We start from the raw sequence: 16,658 nt of genomic DNA on the forward strand, positions 1-16,658 counted from the left end.
TTAGTTGATCATTGGGATGTCTTCACCCTTCCGTTTTAATTTTGATTTACACATACATACTCTATGTAAGTGAAATATGATGTATGCGTGTCTCACATACCTATATTCTAGAAAGTTAATGGTAATTCCTTTAAAGAACGCATTAAATAATTACCTTCCCATTTTATGTCTTCTCTCTTTCCTTTTATTCGTAATCGAGGCATCCGTTTTAACAATGTAGCAATTGCGATTTTTGCTTCTAATCTAGCCAATGGTGCTCCTAAACAAAAATGCCCTCCATGCCCAAAAGCAATATGGCGATTATTTTCCCTTGTAATATTAAATACATCTGGATTTACAAAAACGGTTTCATCCCGATTTGCAGAGGCTAAAGAAATCGTCACCATATCCCCCTTTTGAATCACTTTGTCATGTATGTGAAAAGGTTCAGCTGCCCAGCGTGCTGTTGTAACCTCAACTGGAGAATAGTAACGTAAGCCTTCTTCAATTGCTGAATCAATAAGTTCTGGTCTTTCCTTTAATAACTGCAGTTGCTCTGGATTCTCTAATAATGCTAACACTGTATTCGTCATTAAATTTACCGTTGTTTCATGCCCAGCTACAATAAGCAGCATAATCATGGAATAAAGCTCTGCCGCACTCAATTGACCGCCTTCACTTTCAGCTTGTATTAATCTGCTAATTAAGTCTTCTTTTGGCTCTTTTCGTTTTAAATCAACTAAGTATTGTAAATACGTAATAAACTCAGAAAGTTTTTCTTCATTCTCTATTTTTTCTTCTGGTATTTCAGGTGAATCGATAACCGCATGAGACCATATGCGGAATTTTGCTTGATCTTCTTTTGGAATGCCGAGTATTTCACTAATGACTATGATTGGTAATGGGAATGAAAAATCACGAATAAAATGAAAGGAACGCTTCTGTTCAACATGATCTAATAAAGTGTCCGCAATATGTTGAATGCGATTATGTAATTGCGAAATCATTTTAGGAGTAAACGCTTTTTGAACAAGTGCTCGCAAACGGTTATGATCAGGCGGATCTGCATTTAACATATGTTTTGTTAAATAATCACTATTTTCAATCGAAAATAATGATTTTAATTTTTCTTGAGAAAAAATATTTTCTGGATTTTTCTTTAACCGCGAATCTTTTAATAAAGACAATGCATCTTCATATCTTGTAATAAGCCACTCTGTGCCTAACTCCCCTTTATATACGAACAAAATCGGTTGTAATTTACGTGATTCCTTATAGATTTCATACGCATATTCTTTAAATTCAGGAGAAGCTAACTTAATTCCATCCTTAATATTTCGGCCAACTTTGTTTTTTACAGACATCGCACTCCCTCACTCTCATGTTTTATAAAAATCACTCCAACATATGAATTATAACCCATCAAAAGAATGAAAATTATGTTTTTTTGTCAATATATTACTTTGAAACTTGAAAAATAAAAATCAAAGAGAAGAATATTCTCCTCTTTGATTTTTTCTAAGCAAAACACATAAAATTACTAATTTGTTGGTATCGATAGCTTACTTTCCGGCGACGTCCAGCTTGCCACGTATAACCGGATACCCCACCTCTTCTTACTTCAGTTGGGAAAAACCATAAATCTCTTCCAAAAGGGCCAGGACGATGCAATCGTAAGTATCCCCACCTTCCTAAACAATTACACACCCATGATCTAATATTACTGCTTTGTACAGGTGATGCGAATGTCGAAGGTACGGAAGGTGCTTGTGACGGAGGTGGTGACGTCGGCGCATCTTCCGCATCATCAGGTCGGTACTCTTCATAATCACTCTCTCTCGGTTCCATAGCCTCTTCACCATAGCCTTGGTACTGCGAATACATAGTTTGATCATAACCTATACCTGGATAATTCGGGTAGTTATACATATGAAATGTTACCTCCTTTATCTATGTTTCTTTCAACATTCATATGCCATAGGTTACCTAAAGGTAGCTTATATACCGCCCAAATTCATTTTTTAAAACTAAAAAAAGCCTTACTTTTGAAAACATATCCTTCAAAAATAAAGCTCTCATCCTTTTATCTATTTAATTTCACACTATAATAGCGCATTGCTTTTAAGGAACCTTTGGCTTGAAAAATATTTTGTTTTATTAATGTTTGTAAGCGATATTCAAGAAAAACATCCCCGACTAACTGTTTTACACGGCCAAGCACTTCTCCAATTACGTGAGCTGCTTTAGAAAAACCTTTGTCTGCTCCTATTTCTTTTGCACACCGAACTATATATTCATCAAAATAATCTTCTACTACAGAATGAACTATACCATCTTTCCAAATGCGTAAGAGTGCTGTATTAGTAGATAAAGCGTTCCATTCCTTTGTTAAATCTGCTCGAGCTTCTTCTTTTAAACATTCCTTTTCTTTATATTGTTCAAGAATGACCGCTATATCTTCTGGGGCTAGTTCACCAGTTCCACATATATCATACTCTTTATTCAATAACTCTTTCTGCGCTTCTGAAGCGTTAATTATTCTAATATTTTTCTTATCTTTTAACATAGCAAGTGCAAAGCAAAGCCCTACATGTTCATGAGCATTATCTGCTTTCCAAATTGTAACTGATGTATCTTTTGAAATAGAGCGCATCTCTTCTAATGAAGAAAGAAAGCGCGGTAAATACTCTTCCTCAAAATAGAAATCACCTGTGCTTAAATTGCTAGATAACCATTCTTGCCTAGCAACTTGTCCTTTTCGATCATCTAAGTGAAAAATTGGCCCGACTGAAAAAATATCCGATAATGAAATGACATAATCTTGATGAAACCCTTCCTTTTTTAACGTGTGCTTTAAGCAACCTGCCGACGAATCACCAAATGCAATATGTACATGTTCGCTGTCTTTTATGTGTAATGTAGGCTTTTGTGATTCTATTAATTGTTTTGATATTTCTGCTACCATATGAATCATTTCTTCATCCCGATGTTCCGCTACAAGCTCAAGTTGCAGTAAAACAAGGCGTAACAGTGATTTCACTTCTTCTTCTGACATGTTATCAATATTTTTCCGTAACTGATCTCTCATGCCTTTTCTCCTCTATTCGTTCTTTGACATAATCAAATGTTGATTAAGGGCATCTCTCATCATATCAGCAGGATACTTCGGTATTTTCAACATTACAGTTTTATTTAAATTTTGATTGAGCTTTTCAATATTAATAAAAGGCTTCTGTTTCTCTACTAATTCAGCGTAGAAGTAATGGTTCACCATAAAGACCGCATCATTCATTTGCGAAAGAATACTGCGATTATTTGTTGCTGCATATTGCATCGGTGAGCTACTCTTTACATAATGTTCAATTACTTCTGGTTCGACTCCATCTGATAACAAGTTTGTTACTAAGTTCTTTTGAAATAACGCCTCAAAATTTCGTAAATCCTTTTTCGTTACTCCATAAATGATGAAATGGTACCGCGTCACATTATTCATCACGATTACACATTTCTTACGATTGATTGTAAATAAATTCGCGTGCCAACTATGTAAGTTGTTACTTTCCCTTTGATCTACTTTCTCTGTTTTTAATTCCATCATATCTGCTAGTTTTTTTGTACATTGGATTAATTGCATGTTAATTCCTTTCATGAAACCGTTCCACTCAAAATATAGAGTATCACTTCTTTTTTTATGAAAAGTATAACAGATTTTTTAGTCCTGACTAAAGTAATAATAGTATTTATTCAAATAAAAAAACACAATCCACTCTCTTATAATTGAGAGGGAATTGTGAGTTCAATCAAACATGATACCGATTCCGTCTTCGTTCCATTCTTGTTTGACCTAGTGTTGTCGGTTCTTGTTGTTCATGTTGCGGTTCTTGTTGTATTGCGTGGATATTTTCTTCACGCATTGATTCATATGGACGCTTGTCTTTTGATTGAGTAGGTGTTCTTCCGAATGTTAACATTTTCATTCTCAGTTTCGGTAAACGTGGAATGCGAATGTGAAATGTAGGTCTCATTCGTTTCTTTTTTTGTTTTAATACATTTGGTGTTTCTTGTTTAAACTTATCATTTTTACGACGAAATCCATTTGCGAATAAACCACCTACTAAAAAGCCCGCTATGAGTAATAGTAAATACATTTTTTCTGTTGTGAGTAAATTCATCATGCGTCCTAAAACAGCTAGTGATTGTACTTCTTTTACATCCCATAATAATGCTCCCCATAGCGCAAGTAATCCAAACGTAATTCCATATGTACGGAAGCAAAGAATGGCTGGAAGTAAAGCGATACATGCAGCAATTTTCGCGTTTGCTAGTAACGAGCTCATTGTTACGTATTGATCCCAAATTCCCATTAAGAATGTGATAAATATAGTATAAGCTAGCCAACTACAAACACGAGAACTCGTTTGTTTTGTATAATAACTACCAAAACTCGTAAAAAACAATAATCCACCTAGAATGAGTGATAATGGTAGCGGGATTTGTTTCATAATCCCCGCAACCGGGAACAAACCGCTAAGCAGCATTAACAATACATCAAGCTTCTTCACAATGTTCCACCCCTTTCAAAACTTCTTTCCTTTCTATTTTGCAAAGGAAATGTTCTTATTTTATCAGACCATGCCATATAAAAGCATGTTTCATGTTTTCATAACTATTATTCCTAAAAGACATCTTAATCCTGCTTGCATGAAAAGTAAATACAAAAAACAAAATTAGAATTGACAATCGCTCCCTACACTTTTATGAAGAAATGACAAATCCTTGTTTTTGAGACAAATGGGATTTGTCATATGTTTAGAAGTATTATTCGCTATTTTTTAATGATTTTGTTACTTCTGAATACGAAGGGGGTTCTGGATCATCCTTCTTTATTTTTAATCCAATAGATCCCCTTATGATAGCAAATAGAAAAACACCTTGCCACGAAATCGTAATAGACTCCATAAAATAATCAATTGTCATAATGAGAATATATGTTTTTCCTGCATCGAATAGAAACGGAATCCATCCTTTGCTTGTTTGAATCAAATCAAGAGATTTCAAAGCTTTTGGTATATTGTCCACAATGAGTGAAAGTGGAAGATCAGTGAATATATACACGATAAAGAACATAATGAGAGCCTGATTCGATTCATATTGTAGCCCTACTATTTGTAATAACACCAATTCAAGCCATGTAAAACTCAGTAAAAGAATCGCTATGATCCATGTACAGATTACAATCGTCTTTCATTTCTTCATAATTTCTCACCACCTATCCTTATTCATTCTCTATCAGCCAATCTGTATCCAATTCATCACTTGATTGCCATAAGTCAATATCTGTTATATACTTTTTTATTAGTTTTACCATTTGCATCGGAAATGGTATAAACGGACGCTCCTCAGGTATGATGCTCATTTTGCACATATAAGTGATTATTTTAGCAATCTGATCTCGTTCCTCTTGCTTCGCTCCGATTACTACAATTTCTAATATGCGCTGTTCCTTCCATCCCGTATCGTTTAGAGGATAGATATTTACACTATAATACAGTCCGCTTTGGTCCACATATAACTCTGTTTCATCGCACTCCTTTTCTAACGGCACTATATAGTTCGGAACATCATACTGATTGTTAATACGAATGGCTGTTACATTAGAAAGCAATTGGAATTCCTCACTGATATAAGGTAGATCATGTAAGTCCATGTGTTCATTTTGCAAACTTTCAATCCAGTACTCTCTCATACTTGCGTCTATAAGAAAATACACTTGCTTATTTTCCTTTTTAGCTTCTTCTGCGATTGCTGTTAATTCTTCCGTTATATATTTTTTAAATTGAACTCCTATATCATTTCGCTTTGACGGTTGCGGTAAGAACGTTTCGTGTGCACTTACGTTTAAGAGGATAGATGTAAAGTCTCGCCACTCATGACTCCCATATAATTTATATACAATTTCTCCCTCGTTTATTTTGGATAGAATAGGTACAAATTGATTGTTATAGATTTCTTCTATTGATAAACTAACATATGTATGTGATGGATGTATACTCTCCCAGCTTCGTTTACGAAATCCTATCTTTTCTAATAAACTAAAAATGGCTCTTACTATATGTTCCTTCTTTATCTCCTCTCCGTCTAATCGTTCGATAAATTGTGAAATGCGATTTGTCCTTGCAAATGCTTCTCGAATCACTTGTTTCGGATCGATTTTTTCACGACCATCACACTTTTCGACTTCTATTAAAGACAACGATGTTTGAAATGATTGAATTGGTATAGAAGATATTGCTCGGATCACACTTTGGATACGATCTTCTTTATACTTATGACAATAATCCATTCGATATGGGTGCTGTTTAATAATTTTGGGATTATACGTTACGATGTTTAGTATAATTTGCGGTTTAGAATTTAATATATAAGAATGGTTTGCCCTCTTCTCTAAAATTAGTCCTTCTTCAAATAATATTCTTTCTATTTCTGTAAGTCTTTGAAAAGACCATAGTTCTAGTGTGATCTCTTTCATTTCTTCTCTTATATAAAGCGGAAATAACTCATCATTTTGATTTATAGTTACATTTTTACATAGTGGAATATATGTACAATGAGGAAATCGCTGATGAAATGCTTGTAAGAGTACTTCCTTCTCTCTTCTACTGATCCCACGTTTTATTTTCGTACCGGGAACCTTAAAGATATTTTCATCATATATAACAAGTGCTCGTATCCTTTTCCCTTTTATATATTTTTTTGGACTTTGCATAATCTTAACTAAATCTAACTGTTTCTTAAGCATAAAAACATTCTGTAATTCCCGATAAGCTTTGGACCAATTCACTCCAAATCGCGCGTCTTCTATTTTGAGTGTAACAAACTTATCCTTTTCATTATGGCAGTTAGAGACTAGTACAGTTCCTTTTCTTTTTTTCATAATCATATAATTGGCATATTGATTTGCTGTTTGATAAAAACGCCTTTTACCAATAGAAACTTTAAGTAGAAACATATTTTCAATTCCACGGGTGATAAGCTCAAACCGATATATATAAGAAAAATATTCCTTTGTCTTTTTATCCTGAATAGGCTCAGACATCGCTTCACATCTATTTTGCTCTCGAAGCGGGTAAAAAGGAACTTCTTCATATTGCTTATTTCCTATAGATAGATGCAGCGCGCGTTCACAAAACAAATGTGAAATTAATGCTGGTACCCATATATAAAATGTTTTTTTATCATGTAGTAACGACAACTTTGAAATCGCACTAGGTTGCCATTCTAATAAAACTTCTCCAGGCATTTCGGTCGGTTTCCAGTTATGAATATACGCATACCATTGACGACAAATATATTCTAACTGTTCAGAGCTAAGAGGTTTTAAACATATAATCCATAGGCTATCTTCTGCTAACTTATATGGGTCGTGCTCAATGAATAAAATATCCGAAAACATAATATACAATCTTTTATTTAAAAGTTTTAATTTTTTTATTAATTCGTATGGTCTATTGTGCTCTAATAACAAACTTGACCAATGTTTTGGCCACTGCACATAAAATACTGTTTGCTCAAAAAGTGGATCTATTACATCTTTAAAGGCTAACAACTGTATCGTTTCCATAAAGTGAATACTTCCTCTCTTTTTTCGTTATTTTACATAAAATCCAAAATCAATAGACTGTTAAACTTTGAAACAAAATCCAGATTCCCCCCCCTTTTTACTTTTATTATACCATCATTAAAATCCATTTTTTGTTAAAAAACAGTAAAAAAAGGAGGAGGGTTCTACCTCCTCTTTATCTTTCCTATTTCTCTTTTAATTATATAATTTTTTCATAATATATTATGAAAAATGAAGAAATAAAATGAATATCTACCGGGTTGCTATTTTTTCTTCAACAGGCCATTTCTCTAACGTATAAGCCATCTCCCAGAACGAATATTCATATTGACTACTAATGATAAAATGCTGTTTCATACGTTTACGATCCGACTCTGTTACTGTTTCCGCAATTTGATCTAATCGCATAATTTGTTCTTCTACTAATGTGCGGAACCAATCCGAACCATATGCTGAAATCCATGCTTGGTAAATCGGTTCTTCTGGCTTACACTCTTTAAGACGCTCGCCAATTTCATAATATAGCCAATAACACGGTAAAATGGCTGCAATAATATCACCTAAATGCCCTTCATAAGCAGCGCGATACATATGGGATGTATATGCATAAGCTGTCGGTGCTGGAATAAAGGATGCCTTTTCTTCTTCAGTGATTCCTAATTTTTCCGCAAAATTTTCATGCAATGACAATTCTGCTTTATATGTATTTTGTGCATGATGTGCCATGCGAGCTGTCGTTTTCAATTCGATCGCCTTCGCTGCCCCTAATGTTTGTACTCTAGCGAAGTGACTCAAATAGTAGGAATCTTGTAAAACGTAGTAACGAAAGCTAGCTAAATCTAGTGTTCCCTCACCTAGTTCTTTAATAAATGGATGCTCAAAACTCGCTTGCCAAATCGGAGCAACTTCTTGACGTAATAACTGTGAAAATGACATTTATATCCCTCCTCATATATGCTACACTCAGCTAACATCTAACGAAAAAATAGAAATGTACAAAATAAAAGCCACTTCCTTAGTAGGTAAAGAAAGTGGCCTAGATATATAAATATCATATTTTGTCATTTCCACTTCCCTACGCTGGTACGAACCAGATCAGGTACTAAGGGTCTCAAAGATAAACTTTAATCTCAGCCAATATCGGCACCCCTAGTGGATAGATGAGAACTATATAGTTTTGATAGTTATCATAACATAATTTAGAGAATTGTCAATTATCCAAACTTATATAGTATATTGATATAAAAAACATTATTACTGTGCGGCTAACCCAACAGACGAGAATAATACATAGGCACCTAGCATGAATATAATAAGGAAGATTGAAAATACCTTTGCATATTTCCATGGCTTTAAATCAACTTTATTAGCATCGAAAAGTTCAAAGTCTGTTTCTCTTGGTTTTAATTTTCCAATCACTAGCATCACAATTACACATGCTGGGAATAGTACACTAAGAATATATAAGAAATTAATAGATCCTAAAAACACTTTTGAGAGCGCATACAAAATAATATGAAAGACTAAAGCAATTTTCGGAGCACTTGCAGGTACTTTTTTACTAAAAAATCCTACGACAACAGCGGCGATAATTGGTACATTGTAAAAACCAAACATTTCTTGTAAGTAGTTATATAATCCAGAAGGGGCATATAAAATAAATGGTGATACGATAACCGCAATGAGACCGAGTGTAATCGCAAAAATACGTCCTACTTTCACCAACTCTTTTTCGCTTGCTTCTTTCTTGAAAATGGGTTTATAAAAATCCAGTGTGAATAAAGTGATCGAACTATTTAATGCACCGTTAAATGAACTTAAAATAGCACCGAACAATACAGCGGCAAAAAAGCCTGATAATGCGATAGGCAAAATCTTAATTACTAACATCGGATAAGCCATATCAGCATTTTTTAATTGATCGCCAAATAAATGGAAGGCAATGATTCCTGGCAACACTAAATTGATAATACTTCAAATAAGATGATAGCTTCACTTGCAAAATGATGATGGTAATCATCTGGTTTATGCTTTGCTAAATCATTAGAACGGTATTTTAAATAGTGATTTCATTTTCCCCGAAATACATAACAATAAAATCGCTTAAATTAACATATTTTTTCCAATACTACACCTAATTGCATACCAACAAATATATGAGATAAAAACCTTCGATATATTTTTCTTTTTTAAAATGAAAGATTTTGAATCAGTGAAATAATGATAACGAGTGTTGATAAACACCCTAAAGATGTTAAAGTTATAATCTTTCTGTTATTTTGCTTTTTTGAAGGTTTACTTAGTTCATGTGTCACTGCCCCCCATAATAGTATGGATACTAAGGCAATAATACTCATAGACATATTTGGCACACCCTTTCATGAAATATCTTAACTAACAGTTTTAAATGGATTTCCTAAAAAGATCATTTTTTACGCAATTCATTCCTGTTTTTTTATTGATAAGTATAAAATAAGTTGCCTTCCAATTGGTCCCATTTTTCTTTGTCCTCTATCTTCAAAACCAACTTTTAAATATACTTTTTGTGCTGGAATATTTCGTTCGTTTACAGCTAAAACAACTTCATTTATTTCTGGAAAGTACGCTGTGACATATTCTTGTAGTAAACGCAATCCTCTTTTCGCATAGCCTTTTCCTTGCTTTTCATAATCAACTGAAAAAGAAACTAATAATAACGCATTGGGGTTATTTGTATATTCCGTAACTCTTTCTCCCGTTTGAAGTGCAAAAATACCGACTGGAACATCTTGATCTACAATCACAACGACATGTTTTGTAATGTCTTCTTTTGCTTTTTCAAGTAAGTCACTTGGATTCGCTGTAAACTGAACTTGTTCGCTAGGTAAAGTGAATGTTGCGATTTTTTCTTTATATTCCTCTTTGTAAGGAACAAGTTTAATGTTTTCTGTATGTATGCTCATTTTCATTTCCCCATTCTTTCTATTTTATAAACCTCTCCTTTTTCTCTCCTTATTTTTATTAAACCATATATCCCTTTAGTAACAAACTGAATTTTCACTATTTATTTGATAAGAAAAATCCCGCGCTTTCCACACGCGGGATTTTTCTTATCTTTGCAAGTGATGATTCGATTGATCTTTCTGTTCCTTTTTTAACTCATTTTCTTCGTTTTTCGGCAACTGCTTATCATTATCTTTTATTGGATCTGTTTCTTTATTTTCAATCATATCATTTGGCACTTGCGGCATGACACGGCCGACAATGGCGGCAAGTTCATCAAGAATTCCTTCTCCCGCTTTACCATGTCTAATTTGATTTCCCATTTGTTTCAGTCGTTCATACGTATCAACATCTGCGACAACAACCGCATTTGCACCTTTTGGGTCATGCTTTAAGCTTTCCGCGACAGAATATTTAATGGATTCAACGCGAGAACGATCCAACTTTGCCTTAACATCAATACCAACAACAGCATATTTACCGATAACAACAGCCGTTGCATCTCGCACGCCTGGTATACTTGCCGCTAAAGAAGCAAGATGATCCGCCACTTTTTCATTTGGTTTATTATTATCAGTATAGGTCACATTACGCATAGATACATTTCTTTTCTCTGGCTTTTCTCTGGCATTATCTTTTGTCCCTACGCTACAGCCAGCGATAGCGAAACAAATCATCAGCATATATATACACTTTTTCATTCTGTTCACCACTTTTTATTCTTGATGTTTAATCATACATGTGTTCCACAGCTTGCATCTTTTTCACTCTTTCTTCTGTTCCATCATTTGCATTAATAAAGATTTGATACGTATCTTTCCCTAATGTCCCTACAAATTCGTAACAAAGTACTTCTTTATGCAAATCATTTACAACAACCGCTTTACGTTCTTCCATGACCTTCACATCTGGATTGATTTTTTTTCTTGCCTCAGTAGCTGATAATGTTGCGGTTGGAATGGTTCGTTTTTGATGAGATGCTAAATATTCTTTTGCTGAAAAACCAACAATTGATCCATCATCTAATGCAATTTTCATTTGAATAGATTCAGGATAAATCCGCACCCCATTTTCATTTACTACGTACGTAAATACGCCAACATTATCATATTGTGAACTATCATACAGTTCTATATTTGCAAACTTATGATTTTTCAAAAACGCTAACCCTTTATTTCCTGCTTCATTTAAACTAATCTTTTGCTCTTTAATCTCACGGTTATTCATGACCCAAATTGGATATCCACCTTTTCCGGTAATATCCATATAAAACTCATTATTTGTTTTTGGATCTTTAATTTTCACGCTATAAAAAGATTCTTTTGCGCCTTTTCCACTTTTCTCAACTTCCACTTTTTCATTTCCTTTTAAGTTTAAAAATCGTTTTGCGATTTTTACTGCTTCATCTTTTGAAATTGGTTTTCCTTCAGCTTGAAACCCACCTTTTTCTTTTTTCTGCAAACTCGTAAAAGTAGGTCCAAAATTTGTTGAAGCATATGATGTTACATTCTTTTCAACTGTCTTCAGCCCATCGATAATTGTGTTATCGGCTGGATCTTTATTTGATGCAAGCGCAAGCTCTACATCCATCCAGCGTAAATTATTTTTCAATACAAGATGCTGTACTTTGCGAAGTTCATCTTGAATATTCTTTGCATTGGCATATAAACTTTGTAACGTTTTATATTCTTGGTCATTGAGTGGCTCTTTTTCTAAATCACGAACAGCCGTGCGGTAACTAAAGTCACCAATATTCGCCAGAAATTCTTCTGTTTTATTAAAGGGTAATAAGGTTAAAGGAAGCTGTCCAACATCTGATCGTGCTTCAGATGTAAGACGCCATACATCCGCCAGTGCTGGCGATAAAGAAGAGCGTGAATTCATCGCTAGAGTTGTTCCAATTTTATCGTGTAATAAATCGACCTCGTATGCTAAATCATGGAATGCTCGCTGATAACTGTTCTCTGCTCGAATCAATACCGCATTCTTCTCTTGATGCTCTTTATAGCCCCAATATCCTGTCCCCACGACACCAATTGTTAATAGTACAATGATAATACCTCGTAACATCTTTCCACCTCCGCTCTATTTACAGAAAATATGTTTACCAATTTTTTTGATTTGTGGACGACTCCAAATCCACTTACTCGTTGCAGTATCTGGATTGAAATAATAAAGAGCATTTCCAGTTGGATCCCAGCCATTTATCGCATCTAATACTGCTTTTTTCGCCGTTTCATTCGGCGTTAAATAAATTTGTCCGTCTGCGACTGCTGTAAAGGCACGCGGTTCAAAAATAACACCCGAAACTGTGTTAGGAAACGATGGACTCGTTACACGGTTCAAAATTACCGCTGCAACTGCAACTTGTCCGATATACGGCTCTCCTCTTGCTTCACCATAGACCGCATTGGCCATTAATTGAATATCATTTTGAGAATAACCATTTGGAACATTGGTTCCTTTGTTTTGCGCCGGCTTACTACTTTGTCCGCCGCCACCAGTCGATTTCTCATATTTGGTTGCTTTTATAAGCATTTGTTTTGTTTTTGGCCCCGCTAGCCCATCAACCTTTAACCCAAATTTTTGCTGAAAGTTTCGCAGTGCCCAATATGTACCCCACCCAAATACACCATCGACTTTTCCTGTATAATATCCGTTATATTTCAGGCGTGATTGCAATTCGATGACATCTTCCCCAGATGCGCCTCTTTGAATGACTTGATTAGAAAAGGCCTGTACATTTTTTGTTTGTTCACTACTTACGATGATGGATATACCAATCAATACAAGTAAAAGGAGTATTTTTAAAATACTGATTTTACGCATATATTTCCCTCCTTAAAGACAGTAATGAATTCATAGTTATGTTTTGTAAACGGAGCGCTTTTATGTAAAGAATACAAAAAAATCTACAGTTATATGTTTTTTGTTCTATGCAAACAATAGAAAAAAAATAAAAAGGAGTTTATTTATGAAACGACTTTGCACATATTTCATTTTAAGTATTGTACTTTTATTGACATCTTTTCATACATACGATGGATTATCTATCGTTCATGCACAGCCGTCCTATGCAAAATGGGGAAAACTAGCAGTAGAAAAAACGAAAGAAAAATATCCGAAAGCAAAGATTGTTGATTATCTTCATATCGGTAGAAAGCCACAGACTGTTCATGTGACCGTCGAAAAGTTTAAACTTTGGTTGCGTGAGAATGGAAAAGAATATGGTGTTTTTGTTCATATAGAATTTGAGACGAAAACAGAGAAACTTTTGAGGATCACCTTTCAAAAAACGAGTAGGTAAAACGAATCTTCATTAACAAATAATGTATATGCATTTAAAAAAGGAAACCTTACGAGGTTTCCTTTTTTACTTTGTCAGCTGCAAAGCTTTCCTATACTCATGTCTCTTTTCTAACGTCTGTTTCGCATATTCTGCAGTTAATATGTAGTCTACAGGAATATTTTGGAGTAAATGTTGTTTAGCATTTGGAAGCAAAATGGTAATATCCTCTATAACAATCTTATTATTTTCAATAGTTTTATTAAATGATTGAACTCTTCTTGCAACTTCCGCTAATTTTTCCATATGCTCAGAATTGTTTAGGTCTAAAAAGCTATTACTTTGAAACACTCCGGTAACATACATCTTCTGATTTTTCTTTTTGATTTCTTTCTCAGTTTTTTTATCAAAAACAGTATCTCCCGTCTGAATTTGAAGAAACGTAAATCGTGTATGATCGCCTGTTTCTTCATAATATGTATGGAATTTCTCCTGCACATCATTTGCTTGTTTCTTTACCTTATAGTTATCATTCTTTACTTTAGGAGAAAAATCCCCCTCAAAATCGAGTTGAAATTGCACGTGCGGTTCATCAACTTGCTGCACATAAGCGGTACGAAGATCTGGACCAAAAAAATCCTTTCCGTTCCCGTGTGTTTCAACTCGATTTAATTTAACGGAAATTCCGTATTCTGCTTTCGCGTAATCTTGTGCTTTTGTTTCAATTTCATCATTTGATATATCACATGCTGCGAATAGGAATACACTACACATCATGCTACCCATTAATTTCTTTCTTTTCATATTTCATCTCCCTCTAGTTCTACTGTATCGTATATGAGCAACATCGTAAATAAAATTTTAAGTAGCGGGAGTTGTACTCTAGCCATCGCTCTTCTATACATATAGATTTTCTTGCAAATGAGCAACAAACTGTTTTAACGGAACTAATCCACGCTTTGGCATCTTACTGCTTATAACAGCAACAAGTTCTAATTTGGGAACAACAAATATATATTGTCCTCCGTATCCCATTGCAAAATATATACAGTACGGTATGTGAAATCTTTTGTAATCTACAATCCACCAATGATATCCATACGCTCCCACATGCTCATATGTTTGATAACGCGGAATCGTTGATTCTTTTATCCAGCTTGATGATACAATCTGTTTCCCATTCCAAATCCCTTCTTTTAAACATAAAATTCCTAATTTCAATAAGTCTTCGCTTTTCATTTTCATGCCAAATCCACCAATATAAATTCCTTGTGGATCTTGTTGCCATTCATACTCAGTAATCTCTAAAGGATCGAATACATATCGTTTTGCAAACTCCGCTGTTGTCATTCCCGTTGCGATTTGTAAAATATAACTTAACAAATGAGAGGATCCTGAATTATAGTTCATTTTTGTCCCTGGCGCTTCTACGAGTGGGCGTTGTAAAACGTATGTAATCCAATGGTCCGATTCAACAAAATCATTTGGAAATACAACGCCATCCCCAAATTCTTTCCACTCCTCTCCAGTTGTCATAGTTAATACATGATAAAGCGTTAATTGTTGCTTATCTTTTGGGACATGTTCAACCCACTGTCTTATCGGAATATGTATACCCTCTATATATCCTTTATCAATTGCTATACCAATTAAGAGAGACAAAATACTTTTTGTAATAGAATTTATTTTATATACATGATTTTCATTTTCTTTTTCCTTGTAATACTTTGTTATGTATTCACCTTTTTGATATATAAGAAATGCATGTACTTTCTTATGCCGAAATACATCCTCCAGTTTACAAAAGTCCACCATCTGTCCCTCCACATATATATTTTTATTCTTACTATTCTACTCAAAGCAAAGAAATATTTCTAACTTCACCTTAACATTTTCATAAAAAAATCAGCCTCTCCTAAGAGATGCTGATTTTTTTTATAATTTCGTTCGTACATTCCAAAGCTCTGGGAAAAATCGCTGATCCAACACACGTTTTAAATAAGATACACCAGACGAACCACCTGTCCCCATTTTATGACCAATGATACGTTCTACCGTTTTCATATGACGGAATCGCCACTGTTGTAACCAATCTTCTATATCAATTAATTTTTCTGCAAGCTGATATAAATCCCAATATTTTTTCACATCGGCATATACTTCTAACCAAGCCGCTTCAACTGTCGAATCCTCTTCGTAAGGCTGCGTAATATCGCGACCTAGTACGTCTTTATTGATTGGAAATCCTTCTTTTACAAGCGCCTGAATTGCTACATCATAAAGGCTTGGTGAATGAAGCGCTGTATGCAATCGAGCATGTAGTTCTGGATCTTTTTCATAAATTTTTAATGCGTGCGGTGTTTTATAGCCAAGTGCATATTCAATCATTCGGTATTGATACGATTGAAAACCTGATGCTTGACCGAGTGAATCGCGAAATTCAATATATTCAGACGGCGTTAATGTGGCAAGAATATCCCACGATTGAATGATTTGTGATTGAATTTTCGACACCCTTGCCAACATTTTAAATGCAGGTGCCATCTTTTCATTTTGAATAGATTCAATCGCTGCATTTAATTCATGTAAAATCAGTTTCATCCAAAGTTCACTTGCTTGATGAATAATAATAAACAGCATTTCATCATGATGATTAGATAATCTTTTTTGACTATCTAATAAGCGATCTAACTGCAAGTACTCTCCATATGTCATATTCTCCTTGAAATCTGTATAAATCCCCTTTTCCATAATTACTTTTTCATTTTCTGTCATCGTTATGTAACACCC

General features: G+C 34.4%; 16 protein-coding genes, 1 pseudogene and 1 riboswitch. Of the genes and pseudogenes, 1 reads left to right on the forward strand and 16 read right to left on the reverse strand.

The window, feature by feature from the left end; translation table 11 throughout:
- Positions 1-107 precede the first annotated feature (107 nt).
- The 13 genes and pseudogenes from MR059_RS06750 to sleB form a co-directional block, all read right to left on the reverse strand.
- The gene (locus tag MR059_RS06750) at positions 108-1,343 is read right to left on the reverse strand and encodes a cytochrome P450 family protein (RefSeq protein WP_242161665.1); all 1,236 of its coding nucleotides are present in this window, start codon (positions 1,341-1,343) and stop codon (positions 108-110) included.
- Between the two features lie 154 nt (positions 1,344-1,497).
- Positions 1,498-1,908, reverse strand: coding sequence for a hypothetical protein (locus MR059_RS06755; RefSeq protein WP_012094367.1), 411 nt, complete (start codon positions 1,906-1,908; stop codon positions 1,498-1,500).
- A gap of 154 nt (positions 1,909-2,062) precedes the next feature.
- A complete protein-coding gene (locus MR059_RS06760; RefSeq protein WP_242161666.1) occupies positions 2,063-3,067 on the reverse strand; it encodes a DUF1835 domain-containing protein in 1,005 nt (334 codons plus the stop codon).
- Positions 3,068-3,079: 12 nt separating this feature from the next.
- Entirely contained in the window at positions 3,080-3,628 is a 549-nt protein-coding gene (locus tag MR059_RS06765) for a DUF6933 domain-containing protein (protein WP_242161667.1), read from the reverse strand.
- A 151-nt stretch (positions 3,629-3,779) separates the two neighbouring features.
- On the reverse strand, positions 3,780-4,541 hold the full coding sequence (locus MR059_RS06770; RefSeq protein ID WP_012094370.1) for a DUF3959 family protein: 762 nt from the start codon (positions 4,539-4,541) through the stop codon (positions 3,780-3,782).
- Between the two features lie 256 nt (positions 4,542-4,797).
- Positions 4,798-5,217 (reverse strand): YrvL family regulatory protein, encoded by a 420-nt coding sequence (locus MR059_RS06775; RefSeq protein ID WP_313932396.1) that lies wholly within the window; start codon positions 5,215-5,217, stop codon positions 4,798-4,800.
- Positions 5,218-5,254: 37 nt separating this feature from the next.
- Positions 5,255-7,600 carry a pPIWI_RE module domain-containing protein gene (locus MR059_RS06780; RefSeq protein WP_242161669.1) on the reverse strand — a complete coding sequence of 782 codons (2,346 nt, stop codon included), beginning with the start codon at positions 7,598-7,600 and terminating at the stop codon, positions 5,255-5,257.
- A gap of 252 nt (positions 7,601-7,852) precedes the next feature.
- Entirely contained in the window at positions 7,853-8,536 is a 684-nt protein-coding gene (gene tenA, locus MR059_RS06785) for a thiaminase II (RefSeq protein WP_242161670.1), read from the reverse strand.
- A 119-nt stretch (positions 8,537-8,655) separates the two neighbouring features.
- Positions 8,656-8,761: riboswitch (TPP riboswitch) on the reverse strand.
- A gap of 93 nt (positions 8,762-8,854) precedes the next feature.
- Positions 8,855-9,571 (reverse strand): annotated as a pseudogene (locus MR059_RS06790) (sodium:solute symporter family transporter); the annotation flags it as partial.
- Positions 9,572-10,041: 470 nt separating this feature from the next.
- Positions 10,042-10,542 carry a GNAT family N-acetyltransferase gene (locus tag MR059_RS06795; protein WP_012094375.1) on the reverse strand — a complete coding sequence of 167 codons (501 nt, stop codon included), beginning with the start codon at positions 10,540-10,542 and terminating at the stop codon, positions 10,042-10,044.
- Between the two features lie 147 nt (positions 10,543-10,689).
- Positions 10,690-11,283 carry a YhcN/YlaJ family sporulation lipoprotein gene (locus tag MR059_RS06800; protein WP_012094376.1) on the reverse strand — a complete coding sequence of 198 codons (594 nt, stop codon included), beginning with the start codon at positions 11,281-11,283 and terminating at the stop codon, positions 10,690-10,692.
- 28 nt (positions 11,284-11,311) lie between these two features.
- Positions 11,312-12,652 (reverse strand): germination protein YpeB, encoded by a 1,341-nt coding sequence (gene ypeB / locus MR059_RS06805; protein ID WP_012094377.1) that lies wholly within the window; start codon positions 12,650-12,652, stop codon positions 11,312-11,314.
- A gap of 15 nt (positions 12,653-12,667) precedes the next feature.
- Entirely contained in the window at positions 12,668-13,411 is a 744-nt protein-coding gene (sleB, locus tag MR059_RS06810) for a spore cortex-lytic enzyme (protein WP_012094378.1), read from the reverse strand.
- A 145-nt stretch (positions 13,412-13,556) separates the two neighbouring features.
- Here sleB and MR059_RS06815 point away from each other — a divergent pair, with 145 nt between their 5' ends.
- Positions 13,557-13,889 (forward strand): DUF3889 domain-containing protein, encoded by a 333-nt coding sequence (locus tag MR059_RS06815; protein ID WP_012094379.1) that lies wholly within the window; start codon positions 13,557-13,559, stop codon positions 13,887-13,889.
- 66 nt (positions 13,890-13,955) lie between these two features.
- On the opposite strand, the gene MR059_RS06820 is transcribed toward MR059_RS06815, so the two are convergent.
- From MR059_RS06820 to kynA, 3 genes are all read right to left on the reverse strand, one after another.
- On the reverse strand, positions 13,956-14,672 hold the full coding sequence (locus MR059_RS06820; RefSeq protein WP_012094380.1) for a hypothetical protein: 717 nt from the start codon (positions 14,670-14,672) through the stop codon (positions 13,956-13,958).
- A gap of 93 nt (positions 14,673-14,765) precedes the next feature.
- Positions 14,766-15,680: a serine hydrolase domain-containing protein gene (locus MR059_RS06825; RefSeq protein ID WP_242161671.1), complete on the reverse strand. Its 915-nt coding sequence runs from the start codon at positions 15,678-15,680 to the stop codon at positions 14,766-14,768.
- Positions 15,681-15,803: 123 nt separating this feature from the next.
- The gene (gene kynA / locus MR059_RS06830; RefSeq protein WP_012094382.1) at positions 15,804-16,643 is read right to left on the reverse strand and encodes a tryptophan 2,3-dioxygenase; all 840 of its coding nucleotides are present in this window, start codon (positions 16,641-16,643) and stop codon (positions 15,804-15,806) included.
- Positions 16,644-16,658: the final 15 nt, after the last annotated feature.

Source organism: Bacillus cereus group sp. BfR-BA-01522 (assembly GCF_022662635.1).
GTDB lineage: Bacteria > Bacillota > Bacilli > Bacillales > Bacillaceae_G > Bacillus_A > Bacillus_A cytotoxicus.

Bases quoted from the DNA above. Each gene is read 5' to 3' on its own strand.
- MR059_RS06750 (WP_242161665.1), bottom strand. From the start codon at position 1,343: ATGTCTGTAAAAAACAAAGTTGGCCGAAATATTAAGGATGGAATTAAG.
- MR059_RS06755 (WP_012094367.1), bottom strand. From the start codon at position 1,908: ATGTATAACTACCCGAATTATCCAGGTATAGGTTATGATCAAACTATG.
- MR059_RS06760 (WP_242161666.1), bottom strand. From the start codon at position 3,067: ATGAGAGATCAGTTACGGAAAAATATTGATAACATGTCAGAAGAAGAA.
- MR059_RS06765 (WP_242161667.1), bottom strand. From the start codon at position 3,628: ATGAAAGGAATTAACATGCAATTAATCCAATGTACAAAAAAACTAGCA.
- MR059_RS06780 (WP_242161669.1), bottom strand. From the start codon at position 7,600: ATGGAAACGATACAGTTGTTAGCCTTTAAAGATGTAATAGATCCACTT.
- tenA (WP_242161670.1), bottom strand. From the start codon at position 8,536: ATGTCATTTTCACAGTTATTACGTCAAGAAGTTGCTCCGATTTGGCAA.
- MR059_RS06795 (WP_012094375.1), bottom strand. From the start codon at position 10,542: ATGAGCATACATACAGAAAACATTAAACTTGTTCCTTACAAAGAGGAA.
- MR059_RS06800 (WP_012094376.1), bottom strand. From the start codon at position 11,283: ATGAAAAAGTGTATATATATGCTGATGATTTGTTTCGCTATCGCTGGC.
- ypeB (WP_012094377.1), bottom strand. From the start codon at position 12,652: ATGTTACGAGGTATTATCATTGTACTATTAACAATTGGTGTCGTGGGG.
- sleB (WP_012094378.1), bottom strand. From the start codon at position 13,411: ATGCGTAAAATCAGTATTTTAAAAATACTCCTTTTACTTGTATTGATT.
- MR059_RS06815 (WP_012094379.1), top strand. From the start codon at position 13,557: ATGAAACGACTTTGCACATATTTCATTTTAAGTATTGTACTTTTATTG.
- MR059_RS06820 (WP_012094380.1), bottom strand. From the start codon at position 14,672: ATGAAAAGAAAGAAATTAATGGGTAGCATGATGTGTAGTGTATTCCTA.
- kynA (WP_012094382.1), bottom strand. From the start codon at position 16,643: ATGACAGAAAATGAAAAAGTAATTATGGAAAAGGGGATTTATACAGAT.